Here is an 18,961-nt window from a genome sequence, read left to right as displayed (position 1 = left end):
ATAACACTAGCCTTTCAAAAACTCTTCTATCATCACTACCGCTAACATTGGCACTTTACTCTGCGGGTTCGGTGAACATGCCTCTCCCAAACATTCTCCATGCACACCCGGCAGAATAGCCAGTTTTCCGCGCTGTAAGGTACGGTACAGTTCCATCGCGTGTTCAAGCCTTACCACGTCCGCATCACTGTTGATAACCAGCGCCGGCGCCTGAATAGATTTGATAGCGGCTTCGCTGATATCCTTAAAGTTTTTCATCCTGGCTACATCACGATCAAACATGGCCTGCAGGCCTTTGGGGTCCGGGTTAGCGTTTAAATAAGCTTCCTGCAAGGGCTTAGGCATATGCGCCAGGCTGGCATGGTCAAAACTGTCAAAGAAGCCGGCGATCATACCATCCCGCTTATATACAGCAGCCACCAGCACCAGCTTGTTTACCAGTTGCGGATGGCGGATAGCAATCTGCAGACAGGTAGTTCCTCCATTACTGAAGCCCATAAAATCTGCTTTCTCAATCTTCAGCTGCTGTAATAAAGCGGCTACATCATCAGCATCCTGTTCAAAGCTCAGGGGACGGTCTATATCCAGGGTATGCCCATGCGCCTGCAGCTCCACAGCGATTACCCGGTGCGACTTCCCGAATTCCGGGAGGATACGCCCATAAGTAGATTCAATCGTAGAGCCACCTCCATGCAGCAATACCAGCGGACTGCCATTACCATGTATTTCGTAGTATAGTCTCAAACCGTTTACGTTGGCGTAATGACCCGTTTGCTTGTGCTGTGCGTTCATCTGTAAATGTGTTATTATCAGTAAGAATATGATGATGAAGGATCGGCGCCGCATAAATTCTTCTTTTAAGTTGAACAAACATACGCCGGAAACTTTATTATTGAGGGGTGCAATTACGCCAATTGATAGGGGTAATTGCGTCAATCAGATTGGCGTAAAATCAACCCTCATTTGTCCGTTTCGCCCCTCCCCAAGCCGGTTATATCCACTTACTTTTGAACTATGGAAAATCACGCATCATTCATCACCGTAGAAACCATCGTAAATGCTCCCATAGACCAGGTCTGGGCGTGCTGGACAGACCCCGAGCACATTAAACAGTGGAACAGTCCATCTGTTAACTGGCATACGCCTTATGTAGAAAATGACGTACGGACCGGTGGCAAATTCTTCTTTGTAATGGAAACAAAAGATGGCAGCAGCGGTTTTGATTTCAAAGGCACTTATGATGAAGTATCCTTCCATGAAAAAATCAGCTATACAACAACAGATGGCAGGAAGGCTACTAACCTGTTTATTGCTACTCCCGCAGGGATCAGGATCACGGAAACCTTTGAGCCTAACCAGGATGATCCGGTAACATTACAGCGTGATTTTGTAGCGGGGGTATTAATGACTTTTAAAACCTATGTGGAGAGTAAGGTTTAAGGCTCAACAGCTTCCAGATCAAGCTCCAGTATATTTAAATCCTTCTGTAAATTGTTCTCTCTGCAGAAATTGCAGAGCTGCTGCAAGCGCCGTTTATTATCATACCTGAAGTTCCAAAACAACTTCTTCTGGCATTCTGCACACAGACGGTTAGGCGTGTCCTTTCTCCTTGTGCACAAAAAGCCACTCGCCTGCTTTGGGCGCACCAAGTTGAACATCGTTCTTACTAATAGCCTCAAAGTATCCTGATTGTGATCTTATTACAGGGTCTTTTTCTTTCCTTCCGGTACAGGATAAAAGGAAAGTTATTGCGATAAAAATAAAGGTTCTCATAACTTGGGGCAAAAATACCTGATTTCCAGCTCAGCAACACGGGTATTTATTTCAATCTGTGGCCGACGGCATCCAACCTGCCAACCAAATCAAAAGGAATTCCTTTAAAACTAAAAAAGCCGTCAATATTGACGGCTTTTTAAAGGGAAAAGAAAGGCGAAAAAATACAGATCAGGACAAGACCATCTTATCCACACTGATGTCTTCAATGCAGATGTTGTTTTGATTTAGCACGGAGTGCATCGTATTGGCAAAATAACTTACCAACATATCCATTACTTCGTCTGAAAACAACTCTTCACTAAAAACAAATAAGAGGTAGTATTTTCCTGCTGTTTCCCTTACTTCCAGCTTGAATTCAAATGCTGTTGTCTCCTTCAAACGCTGTTCATAAGGAGTTATATCCAGGCCATTCAAATGGACTGACTGGCCAAAATAGCTGACAAAAGCAAAATGCGTTGCAATAAACCTCCGTGGCAACCTTCCCTCCAGCACCAGGTCGGAAATAATCTGATCGTATTGATAGTCCTGATTTTCAAATCCTCCCAAAACAACATCTTTGACATTGTCCAGCAATGCTTCAAAAGAATCGGCAGGATCAATGTTAAGCCGCAAAGGCAGCATGTTTATAAATGTGCCTACCAGGTCCTTCACATCATCCCTGGTTCTGCCAATAACATCGGTTCCAATGATAATGTCTGAATTGCCGGATACCTTATGGAGTAAGATATAGAACAATGACAGAAAATACATATACCCGGACACATTTGACGCAGCCAGCATCCGCTGGGTCTTCTCTACATCTTCTCCTGCTATCTCGAGCGTTTTAATGACTGCATTCTGAATATCGATCTTACTGCTATCTTGTATTAGCGGAAGCTGAATTTCAGGTAACTCACCGGAAAGTTGCTGAGACCAGTATGCCTTTTGTTTTTCACTATACGAGGGAGAATTCCGCTGCCAATAAGCATAGTCTACATATCGCAGGGATAGCGGCGCTAAATTATTTCCCATGTAAATATTTTTGAAATCATTCATTAAAATATTCAGGGAGATGCCATCGCAAACGATGTGATGAATATCAACAAACAAAAGGTTAATATCGTCCTTCTTCAAAAAACCACACCGGATCAGAGAAGGAGCGGATAAGTCAAAAGGCGCTACAAACTTCTCAAATGCGTCTGTCAAAGATTCAAGCCGGTGGCTTGCCAGTTTTCGTAGCTTAAATTCAACATGTGGGTTGATCCTTTGTACCAGCCCCTCAGGATTCAACACGAATGAAGTGCGCAGGCCCTCATGGCGGTCTATTAACAGCTGAAAACTTTGCTCAAGTCTATCTACGTCCACCTGCCCTTTGATCTGATAAACCCCATACACATTATGGCCAATACTATCTTTATTGAGCATTTGCGCGTAATAAAGCCTTTCCTGGGCATGTGATACCGGATATGTTTGCGCATGCTCTACTTTCCTGATCGATCCTGATTCATCGATTGTTCCGGCTTCAATTACTTTAGCTAATTTTTCGATGGTCGGGTTTTCAAAAATCTTACGCAATTTCATTCCAACACCAAATTGTTGCTTAATAACATTGATCAGATGGACCGCCATTATAGAGTGTCCTCCCAATCCGAAAAAGTCATCCCTGATTCCTATCTGCGCCTGCTCTATACCAAGTAGCTCCGCCCATGTTTTCGCAAGCGCCCGATGGATGGCTGTTCTTGGCGCTATAATATTATCCGCTTTCGCATACAATTCTGGAGAAGGGAGCATTTTCCGATCTATCTTGCCATTCTTTGTAACCGGTATCTTATCGATAGGTATAAAGAACTTCGGGACCATGTAAATGGGCAGATCTTTTGCCAAAAATTCCCGCATTGCTTCTTCTGATAAGGGCTTCGCGGAAACATAGAAAGCACATACAAAATTATCGTACTTCGTTTTTGAAAACACCTGCACCAATACCTGTTCAACCCCTTCAAACTCAATTAGTTTCCGCTCGATTTCTCCCAGCTCGATCCTATAACCCCTTATCTTGATCTGCGAATCATTCCTTCCCAAAAATTCCATATTTCCGTCCGGGAACCATCTGGCCAGATCCCCGGTCTTATACAAAATGCCTCCTTCCTCAAAAGGACTTTGAATGAATTTATTATTACTTAATACCGGATCATTAAAGTAACCTTTCGCTAAGCAAAGGTCACCAATATACAAGTCACCGGTAACACCTACCGGGCATACATTCATGGATTTATTAAGTATATAATACCTGGCGTTCTGGATGGGCTTACCGTAGGGAATGCTTTTCCAGGTGGGATCTATTTCCTTCACTTCAAAGAAGTTGGACCATACGGTCGCCTCTGTGGCGCCACCCAATGCGATAAACCTCAAATTTTCAAAGATCCCGGTCATCTGCGTAGGCATTGTTAATGGGATCCAATCGCCACTTAGAAATGCAAGCCTCAAGCGCCCCCTGATACCGGCAGCTAACCTTCTACTTTCCAGGAATGGCAGCACCTGCTGCAACATTGCCGGCGCTGAATCCCAAAAAGTAACACCTTCTTCTATCATGATATGGGCCAGCATATCCGGATCCTCCAGCTCAGCTCTGTTGGCAACCCTGATTACTCCGCCGGCGGCTAAGATTCCAAATATATCATATACAGAAAGGTCAAAACTAACTGAAGTCACAAAAAGCACTTTATCATGTTCATTAATACCATAGGTTTTATTTACCCATTCAATGAGATTAATAACTGGTTTATGCTGAACAGCTACCCCTTTAGGATCGCCGGTGGAACCGGAAGTAAAGATGATATAAGCCAGATCTTCGCTTTGGCTCAACTTTATAAGGTTACCTGCGTCAAATTCATATAAGTTAACGGGCAGCAGGGATCCTTTTTCCAGCAAATTAGTTTCCAGGAAAGCGTCCGTGTTCACATCAACAGTAAAGGCGCTACACGGGATGGCGGATTGTTCCAGGAGCCCGTCAACAAACTGGTAGTTATACTTGTTGGTAATAATACACCTGGCTTGAACAGATTTCAGTATCACGCTCACCCGGTTTGCCGGCAGGTAAGGTTCCACAGGCACATATTTGCCACCTGCTTTCAAAATGCCCAGCAAAACAGCCGGCAATGCTACATTCCGCTCCATAACAACCACCACTGAGCTTCCGCGCTCTACGCCATTCGAGCGTAACAAATTGGCCAGTCGGTTGGCAGCATCATTTAACCACTGATAAGAATAATGAGCTCCTTCGGCAATAATAGCGGTATTAAATGGCGACCTGTCAACTTGTTCTTCAAACAGGTCCGTAATCAGTTTCTGATCTTCAAATTCCGCTGCAGTATTGTTGAATTCACGCAATATGTTCTCTCTTTCTTCATTCGCAACAATTTCGATATCGGCAATTTTTATATCCCTTTGGCCGATGACAACCTGTATCACCTGAAGGAAATGTCTAACAAATCCGTCTATGGTCTCATTTTTGAATAACCTTGTTGAGTATTCAAATGTACCGTATATATTATCGGACTTCTCAACTGTAGTTAGCCTCAGATCAAACTTGGATACGATCGAATCACTATTAAAGTCCTCTATTTCAAGCTCTGGCATATTCAGCTCGGGGAACTTAAAATTCTCATGTGAAAAAACAACGTCGAATAAAGGATTTCGGCTCAAATCTCTTTCCATTTTGATTGCCTCAATCAGTTCTTCATACTGAAAGTTTTGGTTGGCGAGGAAATCGAGGCTATTGGTTTTTACAGCCTGCAGGAATTCGCTGAAAGTTAAATCCGCCGCAGGCTTATTTCTAAGCGGTACCATATTCACAAACATTCCCACCATGTTTTCCAGGTCTGCATGAGGGCGTCCGGCTGTTGGCGTTCCGACGATGATATCATCCTGGTTGCTTAATTTGGAAAGCAACACATAATAAGCAGACAGCAAGAGCATAAACATGGAAACCCCTTCTTCTTCCGCTATTGCTTTTAGCGCCCGTACCTCGGGAGCTGCGATCATAAAATTACTTACACTTCCCTCGTTATTCTTGACGGCTGGTCTTTCAAAATCATTTGGCAACTGAAGTATGGGCGGTTCATCTTCGAACTGAGCTAACCAGAAGGCCTTATGCACCTCTGTTAATTTCCTTTGCTCATCACTTTGTTGCCATTCGGCATAATCTTTATATTGCAAAGCAGGATCAGGCAGGGCGGCTCCACTATATAATGACAGAAACTCATTCACCAGGATAGCTTTAGAGATACCATCCATAATAATGTGATGCATATCAAAGATTACTAAATGCCGGTCTTCCGACACTTCATAAACACCTATTCTCATCAATGGCCCTTTATCGAGCTCAAAGGGGCGGATAAATGACGCGATGATTTTCTCCAGATCCCCCTGTGCACCTTTATCGTATAATACTTTAAAATCAGAATTAGTTAAGATTTGCTGTACAGGTATTCCGTTTTCAAATTGGAAAGAAGTTCGTAAAATTTCATGACGCCTGATGATCTCATTAATTGCAGCACTAAACTTTTCCCTATCAAGATTTCCTTTCAACCAGAAAATAATATTCTCGTTGTAGGTCACACTTTCTTTATCAAATGTCTGCAGGAAATACATTCTTCTTTGCGGAGAAGAGAGCTGATAGTACCTTTTCTCCGCTGCTTTGGGTATTTGTGCCCATTCCGTTTCAACCTGGTCATCGCTGAACTGCGTAAGCAACAGCCGCGCAGTTGGATATTTATAAATGTCTGTTATGGACAGATCAGTATGGAATAACTGATTGACCCTTGCAACAAAGGTCATCCCCATCAAAGAATCCCCACCCAGCTCAAAGAAATCATCGTCCATTCCGATTTCCGGCTTTCCAAAAAAGTTGGAAAACAACTGCAGCAGCAATTCTTCCCTTGATTTTGCGTCAGGCCGCTGATAAGTAGCGGAAACAACCTGCTTTTTAAGCCCTGCTTTGATCTCGTTATACGTTCTCCTTTGACCTTCGATGGATTTGGCGATGCTCTCCTTGTATATAGTTGTCGCAGTACCCCGGTTTTTAAGGCATTTGTTGAAAACCAGGACACCTTCATGGGGTGTTATTCCATCTGTAATTTGCTCGCTTATCAACGCCACATCATCATTATCTGCTTCCCGCAGGCGTGCTTTAACTGTCATGCCAACTGATTTCCAATCGCACCAGTTTATAGTAAACGCATGTATATTATACTTCCGTTTCAGGAAATACGAATAATTTTCAAGGAATTCATTTGCAGCATTATACCCTGCCTGTCCAAATTTTGGGTAATACAACACATTCCCGATTGATGAAAAAAGCGATATAAATTCCATATCAGCAAACGAGAAATGCTTTTCAAACAACAGCGCTCCATGTATTTTGGAGCTTACTGATTTAATCAGCGTGTTTTTATCCCTATTTGCCAGGATGCCTCCATAATCAATTTCGCCAGCTGCCCATATCAGTCCATCTATTTTCGCGGAGACCGCTTTAACTTCTTTGCTTAGCCGTATAACTTCGCTTTCCTCAGAAATATCTGCCTGGATCAACTGAACATGGCAGCCGGTATCCAACATCTCCCGTAGCTGGATGATCTTTTGACTTATCTCGTTGTTGATGCCTTTTTGCGCCAGCCAGTCAGGCCACTCCGATTTATCGGGAAATGCGGAGCGGTGAACAAGTATAACATTGGCGCCATGGCTAATCACCAGATCATGGGCGATAGTAAGGCCCATGCCACCCAAACCGCCTGTGAGCAGATAAGTGCCTCCCTTTGCGATTGATATACCGGACGCCGCATTGTCCTCAGGTGTTAACGAACTGAAAGTGCGTACCCATCTTTGTTTAAATCTATACGCAACAAATGGCTCACTGGAAGTACCCAGAATTTCGCTGATAATCTTTGGAAGGTAGTCCTCACTGCTTTCCCCGTTTTTATAAGGAAATGAAACGTCTATTACTTTACAGCGGAGGTTCATCGTCTCCAGCGGCATTACCCTGGACGGCCCGTGAATGGCAGCCTTAAGTGGATTAATCTCCTCTTCTTCAGTAATAGCTGCTAAGAAATTATCGATAACAGTGATATTGATCTCACCTGTATACTTTAAGGTTGCAATGGATTTTGCGAGATGGGACAATCCCAGATATCCGCGGCCGAGATGGGCATCGATATGTTCATAATCGGCTACTCCTGACTGGGGGGTGATTGCAGGGCAGTATACAATTTGACTAACAGTATTCCCCATATCACCGATCTCGTCCCAAAGTGCAATAAAATCGTCGGGGTTCCCATAATTTAAGGTAAAGGTAACTGGCCCTGTCTTCCTGAAGGCGGATCCTTCGTTTACCACAATGACCTGCTGATCTTGCGATTCCAGATAGGCTGACAAATCAGCAGCAAACCCTTCATTATCGGAAAAGAGAAGAAAACATTCCCTTCTTTCTGTCAATGCCGCGCCCTTTTCGGCTAAAGGCTTAATTTGCCAGTGAAATTGATGAATGCTTTCCTCAGGAAGAAATTCCATTGGGCCGGTTTTCTCTGACACATCATGCCTCCATAAATCAAACGCATTGACATCTGTGGTAAAATTTTTCCTTTCGAAGGAATAGGTCGGCAGGGATACCCTTCTTCTTTCTTCCTTTTCATAAAAATTATCCCAATTAATTCTTAGCCCGGCCTGCCATAGCTGTCCCATCTTCTCAAGCAGGTATTTTGCGTCATCCACCTGCTGGTTCCTCTGGCTGATGGTATTGACGGAAAGGTGCCCGGCATTCGCGGCAGCATTATCATTCAAAAAGCTGCACAGTGACCGCCCCGGCCCCATTTCAATAAATACCGCATCGCCTTGTTCTGCCAACCACTTTACTCCCTTGGAGAACTGAACCGTATGCCGGAGATGTTTACTCCAGTAAGCAGGCTTTTTTAAGTCTTCCCACACTACTAATTCACCGGTAAGATTCGATACATATGGAATTTTGGGCTCCTGAACAGGCACTGAAGACACTATTTTCTCAAAGTCTGCCATCGCCCCCTCCATCATGAATGAATGAAATGCATGGGAAGTATACAGCAATTTTGATTTATAACCTTCCCGGGTAAGATAGGATTCAAATGATTTAATGTTCTGATCAGTGCCTGCCACTACTATCGCCTTATCACTATTGATTGCAGCGATATCGATATTGGGAAATTCCCGAAGAATTTCCTGCAGCTTTGCTCTATCAACATCGATGCTTAACATACTGCCTCTTTCCAGGCTGGCGATCAACTGTCCTCTCCTGATCACCAATCGTATGGCGTCATTCAATGAAAACACACCACTAAGGCAGGCGGCCACATACTCACCTATACTGTGCCCTATCATATAATCGGGCTTAATGCCCCAATTTATCAAAAGCTGCGCCATGGCGTATTCTACAAAGAACAATAATGGCTGAGTATGTTGTGTATTGTTTACTGAGTTCAATGTATCGGCCGGCTCCTGCTCAGAAAATAAAATATCCTTTAAATTTACTTCGGTATAGTTGCCGGCAATTTCGAAGCATTGGTCAAGCTGCTCTCTAAAAAAATGCTCTTTTGCATATAAATCCTTACACATCTCCCGGTACTGAGACCCCTGTCCGGAAAACATAAAAACAACGTTCCTGATATTTTCATGGTTATTTCCGGTCGCCGGCGCATTGTCGCTCAACCTGGACAAAAGACCTATAGCTTCTTCCTTGTCCTTACAAACAAACGTCCTGCGGTATTTGAACCTTTCTCTTCCTTTATTTAAAGTATAAGCCATATCGGCCAGCGAAGGTGCATCGTCCCTTCTCAAAACCTGCAGCAGCTTATCACAATTACCTGCAAGGCTCTCTTTTGTTTGTGCAGACAATACTATCAGCTGGTGCGTTCTTGACATTCCGTTCACTTCATTAGACGGCGCTTCTTCCAAAATCAAATGCGCATTGGTCCCGCCTATTCCGAAAGAGCTAATAGCAGCCCGCAGCACACCGGCAGGGTTATCCCAGTTCCTGAGGCTATTATTGACATAGAAAGGACCATTGCCAAAGTTGATCCTTGGGTTGGGCTGCACGAAGTGGATACTAGGCGGCAACTGCCTGTGTTTTAGTGCAAGTACCGTTTTTATAAACCCCGCCACACCGGCTGCACTATCAAGATGGCCAATATTTGACTTGACTGACCCGATCGCACAGGTATTTTTATGCCTGTTGCCGTATACCTCGTTAAGCGCATCAATTTCAATCACATCTCCCAGCTCTGTCGCCGTACCATGGGCTTCTACATAGGAAATGCTTTCCGGCTCTATATTCGCCATTTTATATGCTCTCCTGATCACATTCACCTGCCCTTCAATACCCGGCGCTGTATACCCCACTTTATTATTCCCGTCATTATTCAGGCCTGTGCCCTTTATTATTCCATAGATATTATCGCGATCCCTGATGGCATCTTTGAGCCGCTTCAATACCACCACTCCGGCTCCTTCGCCACTGACCGTACCATCTGAATTGATGTCAAACGGCCTGCATTTTCCATCCCCTGAAAATATCATTCCCTTTTCATGGAGATATCCTCTCTGGGAATAATTATTAACCGTTACGCCTCCTGCTAAAGCCATGGTACATTCACCTAAAAGCAAACTATTACAGGCTTCATGAATGGCCACCAAAGAAGACGAACAGGCAGTCTGAAGAAATATGGCGGGGCCCTTTAGATTTAACTTATAAGAAATCCTTGAGCTCAGGAAGGACACGTCACTCAGCTGTGAAAGGGAGAAATCATCCACCAGTCTTTCCTGGTTCTTATGCAGTGCATACAAAGACCAATTCAGATTTGGGGTAGCTGTGGCAAAAATACCAACCTTATCCGTCTGTTCCATAGTGCCATAACCGCTGTCTTCCAAAGCCTCCCAGCAACATTCATGGAATATGCGAATTTGTGGGTCCATTAATGCTGCTTCGTCAGGTCTGTAGCCAAAAAAATCTGCATCAAAATATTGTTTACTGTTTAAAAAAGCATTTGCCCTGACATAATTACTCCTTTTCAGTATGGCCTCCTGTTCACCCTCATTTCTGATCTCCTCCTCGCTCAACTCACTGATACAATCCCTGCCATTCTTCAGGTTGTCCCAATACTGCTCAATATTATCAGCCTTAGGAAATTTTCCTGCCAGCCCTATAACTGCTATTTCAAGACCTGTATATTTTTTCATAGTTGTTTAAGTATTACATGTGTTATTACTAAAAAAACATGCTGAATAGTGACACGTCAATTATAATTTATCAATTCAAGTACTTCATTCATTACTTCTATGCTTTGATCAACTTCATAGCTGACATCTTCCGGCAACCCGCTTGTATTCGACAAAAACTCCGCTACCGAAGCGATAACAGGATACCTGAATACATCAGCCACAGAAATATTCGCATTAAAATGCTGGTTGATCCGGCTGGTAAGTCTTATGAGGCTTAAAGAATTACCGCCGATAGCAAAGAAGTTTGCATTTACCGAGATATCATCCGTTCCGCAGCCAAGTATTTCGGCCCAAATCTTTACCAGGTCTTTCTGTACCTGGTTAACAGGTCTTACCAGCTCGGCAGATGAAGAGAATCCAGGCTCGGGGAGTGCATTGCGATTTAATTTTCCGCTGGTGGTAAGCGGTAACTCAGGAAGCGCAATAAAGAACGAAGGGATCATATATGCAGGAAGTTTCTCAGCGAGATACTGCTTGAGCCGCCCTTCTTCCTCTACCCCTGAGGATACATAATAGGCCACCAGGAATTTTTCCCCATTGCGCTCTTTTAACAATACGGCACAATCTTTTATAGGCCCGTAGCGCAACAAGTTGCTTTCTATATCTCCGCTGTCAATTCTAAACCCTCTAAGCTTTACCTGGAAATCGTTTCGTCCTATATACTCAATTTCACCCTTCCTGTTACGTCGTACTACATCACCGGTTTTATACATCAATTCCCCGGAATGCCAGGGATCAGCAACAAACCGTTCATTTGTCAAAGATTCATTTCCCAGGTACCCTTTAGCTAATCCGACTCCTGCGATGAAAAGTTCTCCTTTTACACCCTGAGGGACCGGCCTGCCGTGCTTATCCAGTACATACAACCTGATATTGTCTATAGGACGGCCTATTGGTATTTGCGTAAGCTGCTCCTCAAAATTGATTTCGTAATGGCTAACTTCAACAGTAGCTTCTGTAGGGCCATAAAGGTTAATTAACCTGGTTTTCCACCGGGCATGGAGCTGCTTTCCAAATTCTGCCACTTGCTCTGCCCGAAGCGCCTCCCCACTGGCAAAAACCTTCGAGAGACTGGAGAGGCTGTTGTCAGCCGCTCTGTTCCCGATGTGGAAAAGGAATGTCTGCAGCATGGACGGTACAAAATGGATCGCGGTAATCCCGTTCCTTTCAATGGTCAGTACCAATTCTTCGGGATCTTTCTCTGCTCCTGGCTGTAACAGGCACAAAGAAGACCCGCTAATAGACCATCCAAATAATTCCCATACTGACACATCAAATACCACCGGCGTTTTTTGAAGTATAATATCGTCTTTTGTTAACGGATACTGCCCCTGCATCCAGTGTAAGCGGTTAATGACAGAACGGTGGGATATCATTACCCCTTTGGGGCTGCCTGTGGAACCCGATGTATAAATGACATAGGCCAAGGCGTCACTCTGCTGCTGCGTCCATCTCTTATCTCCTGCAGGGTATGTTTTGATTGACAGCCCGGATTTATCCAGGTCTATTACTTTTCCCTTGACCTGTATCCCATCATTATAATACCGGCCCCTGGTGACCAGCGCCTTAATACCTGCATTCTCTACGATGGTGTTAATCCGGTCAGGCGGGGAATGAGGGTCGATGGGCACATAAGCGGCACAAGCTTTTAAGATGCCATAGATAGATGTTAAAAGATATTCCTCCCGTTCAAGCAGTACACCCACCAGGTCTCCGGGCCTGACATCTGCTTCTGCCGCCAGGAATGAAGCCATCTTTTCGGTAGCGGCGCTAAATTCAGCGAAAGTCAGTGCGCGTTCCTCACATCGGAGGGCAATGTGGTCTGGCGTCTGCTGCACCTGATCCTCAAAAAGCTGGATCAGGGTTTTATCTGCAGGGAAATAAGCGTCAGTTTTGTTATGTTCGAATATTTCGGTCTCTTCTTCTTTGCTGTCCAGGATATGGATATCCGAGAGGGATATATCCGGTTCTTTTGTGATCGTGGCAGCAATTTTTTGAAAATAGCCTGCAAACCTTCTGATGGTACTTGGCTCAAATAGAGAAGTATTAAAGTCAAATTCCAACTGAAGAGAGGAAGCCTCCTCATTAACGGTGAGGGTCAGATCAAATTTGGCTATTCTTTGGCCTGGATCGTAGTTTTCACTTTCAACATTGCTTAGCGCAAATGCTGTCTCCCCCATGTTATTATACGAGAACAAAACATCGAACAACGGGTTCCTTCCGGTATCACGTTCTACTTTCAGCTCATTGATCAGGTCTTCGTACTGATAAGACTGATTTTCAAAACTCTGGAGCGCTCCCTGTTTCACCTCCTGCAAATAAGCCTTAAAGGTCTTATTGCTGTCAGGATAATTCCGTAATGGTATGGTATTGGCGAATAGTCCTACTACACGTTCAATATCAGCACTTTCCCGGCCTGCTACCGGAGTGCCGATAACAACATCTTCTGTATCACCCAGCTTACCTAACAGGATGCTGTAAACAGCCAGCAGTGCCATATAAAGGGTTACGCCCTCCTGCGAGGCTAAATCCCGTAACTGCCGGCTTACCGACTTATCCAGCTGAAAATAAAGGTGATCGCCTTCATAAGTTTTGTTTTTAGGCCGGTTAAAATCATACGGCAGTTCAAGCGCACTTACCTCATCCCTATAAATATCCAGCCAGTAAGATTTTCGCTGCGCTGTTAATAACTGATAATCCTGGCTCTGCTGCCATTCAGCGTAATCTTTATATTGCAGCACTGGTGCAGGTAAGGACACACCGTTATAAAGATTCATAAAATCATCTATCAACACGCTATTGGATACGCCATCGGATATGATATGGTGAATGTCAATAGCCAGGATGTGATTAGTTTGATCTGCACTGAGCAACACCGCCCTGAACAAAGGGCCACTTCCCAAATCAAAGGGCCTTACAAATTCCCTTGCAGCCTTTTGAAGATCCGGCGCGAAGACCTGTTCCAGTTTCAGCCGCCCGGCTTCCAGCAATTTCTGGCAGGGTAGCCCATTGTGCATGCTGAAAACGGTTCGCAAAGATTCATGCCGTTGGATAAGGGTAAAAAAAGCATCCTGCAGCCTGTTAATATCCACGGCTCCTTTCATGTTGATAAACCGTGGCATATTGTAAGCCAGCGAGGATCTATCCATCTCATATAAGAAATACAATCTTCTTTGCGCAGAAGACAAGGCATAATATTCCTTTTCAGCAGCCCTGGGTATGACTGTGTGCACCACCCTTGCCGCAGCGCGAATAAGCCCCGCCTGCTCCCTGACAGTCTGGTACTTGAAAACATCCCTCAGCGCTAGTTTTGTATGCAGGTCCTTATTGATGCGGTTGATTAAAACAGCAGCTTTTAAGGAATGGCCTCCCAGTTCGAAAAAGCTTTTAGTTACACTGATGTCTTCCTTGTTAAGACTTAATACACCTGCCCAAATCTCTACCAGCATTTGCTCCACCTCATCTCCCGCACATTCATAAGCCATGTCACTGTGCTCAACTAGTTCAGGTAAAGCCTTTTTGTCCACCTTCCCATTGGAAGTAAGCGGAATGCGGTCAATACGCATGAAGTAGGCCGGAACCATATAATCCGGCAATTTCGTATACAGGAACGATCTCAGGTCACTCGCCTCAATGACCCGATCAGATACATAATAGGCTCCTAAATATTTGTCTCCCTTGCGCACCACCGTCACTACTGTGGCGCCTGAGATGGAAGGATACTGTGCCAGCTGAAAGCCTATTTCCCCCAATTCAATTCGGAATCCCCTTATTTTCACCTGCTCATCGCTTCGGCCGAGGTATTCCAGCTCTCCGTTTGACAGCACTCTTGCCAAATCACCGGAACGATATAAGCGTTCCCCGGGACGGTAAGGATTGTTCACAAACTTGCTTTCGGTTAGTGCGGGCTTTCCCAGGTATCCGCGGCTAAGCCCTTCGCCGCCAACATACAATTCCCCGGGAACCCCTCTCGGAACCAGATGCTGATCCTTATCAAAAATATAGGCCGATAGAGTAGGGATGGGCTTACCGATATTGCTGATATTGCGCCGTATCTCCGGAAGCCCTATTTCCTTATAGGTCACATGCACGGTCGTTTCCGTAATACCATACATATTCACGAGTTTCGTCTGAGGGTATTTGTTGTACCAGGGCTCCAGTTTCCCGGTAGTCAGCGCCTCACCTCCAAAGATGATATAACGCAGCTGTAAAGCATTATCCTTATGTCCTATCTCCTCCTCAATGAGGTTGTAGAATGCACCTGGGGTCTGATTTAAAACGGTTACAGCTTCTTCCTTCAGGACAGCAAGAAATGCCGGCGTATCTGCCGATACTTTCTTGGGTATGATAACAAGCCTCCCTCCAAAAAGCAGGGCCCCATACATTTCCCAAACACTGAAATCAAAGCAGTGGCTATGGAACATGGTCCATACATCAGCGTCGCTGAAATCAAACTGGAATCGATCATTGAAAAGCAGCCGGACAACATTTCTATGTTCAATCATCACGCCTTTGGGATTCCCGGTAGTTCCCGAGGTATATATAACATAACAAAGGTCATCCGGATTAGCGTGACAAATGAAGTCCGCATTTGGCACGTTGCTGGCATCCTCTATATTCAGTATTTCCAGGTTTTCCGATTGAGTTATCCTATCCGCCCACTGACGCATCGTTAACACCACGGATGTTCCCGAGTCATTGATAAGATAATTTATTCTTTCTTCGGGATAATCCACATCAATGGGCAGATAAGCTCCACCGGCCTTTAAAATCCCGATCATCCCGATGATCGTTTCAATGGAGCGGTCTGCCAGCAACGCAACAAGCTGATTCGACCTGACATGCCCGGCAAGCATCGTTGCCACTGCTGTAGATTGACGATCAAGCTCCCCGTAGGTCAGTTCCTGGTCCAGGAATTTTAAAGCTACTTTTTCAGGTGATCTCTTTGCCTGCCTGCAAAACAGGTCGACAATTGTCAGATCGTGTGGATATGCTACCTTACTATCATCTAAAGCGGCCAAAGCCTTCTCTTCATCAGATCCGCTCAACATACGGATTGTTGAGATACACTGATCCGGTTGGTCCAGCAGGTTTTGAAGCAGCGCGCTATAATGGTTCAGTAAGGACTGTACCGTCTCTGCATCCAGGTAATCTTTGTTATATACCATCACTCCCTCCAGCCCTTTGCCTGATTGATAAATTGATAGATTCAAGTCATACTTGCCATATCCGCGGTTTGTGTGGATCGTACTAACTGACAATTCTTTCAGCTGGGTTTCGCGCTGGCCGTTTTCAAATTGAAACAGTATATCAAATAAGGCCGTACGGCTCATGTCCTTTTCCGGGGCCAGTTCCTTTACCAGCTTGTCAAATGGCATTTCTCCATATTTTTTACCATTTGAATACGTAACAGCTAACTCATTCAGCAACTCCCGGAAGCTTTTATTGGAAGAAATAAAACTTCTTAAAGGTATCAGGTTGGCAACAGGCCCTATAAGATCCTGCGAGCCGGTAGTGGCTCTGTTGTTAAAACTTGTTCCGATAATAATCTCCTCCTGTTGCGTATATTTCTGTAGCAATATTTCAAAAGCCCCCATCAAAATCAGTTCACGTGAGGTACCGTAATCTCTTTCGTACTTGCTGATCTGATCTACCTGCAGCTGACCAAATGTAAGCGTCACCGTTCCTGCTGTATAAGTATGAACTTCCGCCCTGGGCCTGTCCAGCGGCAACTCTACAGGCAATAGTTTCCCGCCCAGTTGCTGTCTCCAGTAAGACAGGAAATGACGGTCAAGCGTTTTAAGTGTATTTTTCTGCCATTCGGAAAAATGATAAAAAGGAGTGGAGGATGGCAGAACGTCAATATGCCGGCCATCCAATAAAAGTCGATAGTTGGCCAGTATCTCTTCCTTCAGCTGTATGACTGAATAAGCATCTGCTATAATATGGTGGAATACTATGACTAATTGATAGCTACCCTGTTCAGATATTGCTATACCTGCTCTTACCAGGGCGCCCGACAATACAAACGGCCTGTTGATAAATTCCTCCAGCCATTCCCCGAGCTTCTCCTTATTATCAGGGATCTCTTTACTTAATGAAATCTTAAGATCGGGGCTGATAATTTGAAAAGGCGTCTCCCCATGCGTTACGACGGAAGTTCTTAAAATATCATATTTATCGACAACAGATTGAATGCTTTTTTCCAGCAGCGCTATATTAAGCTGCCCCTTCATGTCTAAGATCAAAGGAATATTGTGATAGACCGGGCTTTCGGGGTAAAGATAACCAGCCTCGAAACTGTCGATAAACCACAATCTTTCCTGGTGATAGGAAGCAGGGACCAGCTGACCAGGCACTGGCACGCTCACAGGAGCCGTACCCAGTTCAGCCCTGACTTCTTCAATGAATCCCGGGCTTTCTATATCTATTTCAGATAATGCTAAACTGGAAAAATGATCAAGATCAGCGATTAAATTATTAAAGTATTTGAGAATCGACATGGCCGTTTCCGGTAAAAAAAGCGAGGCATCATACTGCAGCTGCAGCAATGCTGTATTTTCATATTCAGTAACATTGAGCGTTAAATCAAATCTTTTGGAAGACTGCAAATGAGCGTAGGACCCTGCGCGATGCTCACTCATATCCAGTCGTTGCTGAACTTTTCCCTCCATATTCAGCATCACATCGAAAATAGGGTTACGGCCCTCCTCACGACGCATCGCTAACTGGTTCACTAAAACGTCAAACTGAAAATGTTGATGGTGATATGCCTCAAGTACTACCTCTCGAACATGGCCCAGATATTCTTCAAAACGCTGATGCCTGCCGGCGGAAATTCTTATGGGGAGGGAATTAACGAACAGCCCCACCACCCGCTCCAGGTCAGGGTGATTTCTTATTGCCGTCGAAAGCCCTAATACAAGGTCTTCCTGTCCGCTAAGCTTTGATAATAACATCCCGAAGATGCTATACATCATCATACTCAGGGTCAGGTTATACTTGTTACAATGCTTCTCTAATTGCCGGTATTGTGCCTCCGTCATATAATATTCAACCAGTCCACCATCGGCATCAGATCGGGCCACACGCTGAAAATCAGCAGGTAGCCTTAATACCGGTAAATTGTTTCCTAAGAGCCGCAACCAGTAGGCGCCATGCTCCTGGCTGGCGTTTTGCAGTTCCGGAGAATGCTGCCATTCAGCATAATCTTTATATTGTATAGATGGCGCCGGAAAAAGAGTACCCCCGAAATACAGGCTCTTAAATTCTTCCGATAAGATCCCATTGGATACCCCGTCTGAAATGATATGATGCATATCTAACAACAGGAACCAATCTTCTTTTGACATCGTTAGAACAGCCACGCGAACAAGCGGGCCTTTGTCAAGATCAAACGGACGTACGAAGGATTTCAGAATGGCCTGTTTTTCTGATTCCGTTGCTGCTGCGAAGTGCTCAATTTCTATTTTAACCGCTTGAAGAATTTGCTGGCGAGGCTCCTCCTGCGAAACTTTAAAGACCGTGCGAAGGCTTTCATGGCGGCTGAGCAATGCATCCAACACCTCCTGTAAGCGGTCAAGATCCGGCTCGCCCTTAGGCATTTTAATAACCTGGGGCATGTTGTAGGCCACAGATGATTTGTCCAGCTCATACAAAAAATACATGCGCTTTTGAGCAGCAGACAATTTATAAAAATCCTGACCCGCAGCATGTGGAATGCTTTCCTGCCGGCGCGTATTCATTACATCATTGATGTAGCTGATCAGGCCCTGCCGGTTCTCCTTTATTTCATTAAGGATAGCAGGAGTCACTGCACCTGCTGGAGCATTAATCTTCAATTTCCCTTCTGAAAGAGTTAAAAAAATGCCGTTGCCTCTTAATTTTTCAATTAGCGCATTCATAA

At 44.6% G+C, this 18,961-nt stretch carries 4 protein-coding genes; 1 reads left to right on the top strand and 3 read right to left on the bottom strand.

What is annotated here, in order from left to right; translation table 11 throughout:
* Window positions 1-6 precede the first annotated feature (6 nt).
* Window positions 7-792, bottom strand: coding sequence for an alpha/beta fold hydrolase (locus ACR9Y8_RS19990; protein WP_481215016.1), 786 nt, complete (start codon window positions 790-792; stop codon window positions 7-9).
* 222 nt (window positions 793-1,014) lie between these two features.
* Here ACR9Y8_RS19990 and ACR9Y8_RS19985 point away from each other — a divergent pair, with 222 nt between their 5' ends.
* A complete protein-coding gene (locus ACR9Y8_RS19985; RefSeq protein ID WP_481215015.1) occupies window positions 1,015-1,440 on the top strand; it encodes an SRPBCC domain-containing protein in 426 nt (141 codons plus the stop codon).
* 504 nt (window positions 1,441-1,944) lie between these two features.
* Here the strand turns inward: ACR9Y8_RS19985 and ACR9Y8_RS19980 are convergent.
* Both ACR9Y8_RS19980 and ACR9Y8_RS19975 read right to left on the bottom strand, forming a co-directional pair.
* Complete coding sequence (locus ACR9Y8_RS19980; protein WP_481215014.1) at window positions 1,945-11,013, bottom strand: amino acid adenylation domain-containing protein; 9,069 nt, start codon at window positions 11,011-11,013, stop codon at window positions 1,945-1,947.
* A 56-nt stretch (window positions 11,014-11,069) separates the two neighbouring features.
* Window positions 11,070-18,959: an amino acid adenylation domain-containing protein gene (locus tag ACR9Y8_RS19975; RefSeq protein WP_481215013.1), complete on the bottom strand. Its 7,890-nt coding sequence runs from the start codon at window positions 18,957-18,959 to the stop codon at window positions 11,070-11,072.
* Between the last annotated feature and the right edge of the window lie 2 nt (window positions 18,960-18,961).

The organism is Chitinophaga sp. SVR4-12A, assembly GCF_056754765.1.
This window is presented reverse-complemented; position numbering and strand designations above follow the sequence as displayed.

Coding starts and splice junctions, on each gene's coding strand:
- ACR9Y8_RS19990 (WP_481215016.1), bottom strand. CDS start 792: ATGAACGCACAGCACAAGCAAACGGGTCATTACGCCAACGTAAACGGT.
- ACR9Y8_RS19985 (WP_481215015.1), top strand. CDS start 1,015: ATGGAAAATCACGCATCATTCATCACCGTAGAAACCATCGTAAATGCT.
- ACR9Y8_RS19980 (WP_481215014.1), bottom strand. CDS start 11,013: ATGAAAAAATATACAGGTCTTGAAATAGCAGTTATAGGGCTGGCAGGA.
- ACR9Y8_RS19975 (WP_481215013.1), bottom strand. CDS start 18,959: ATGAATGCGCTAATTGAAAAATTAAGAGGCAACGGCATTTTTTTAACT.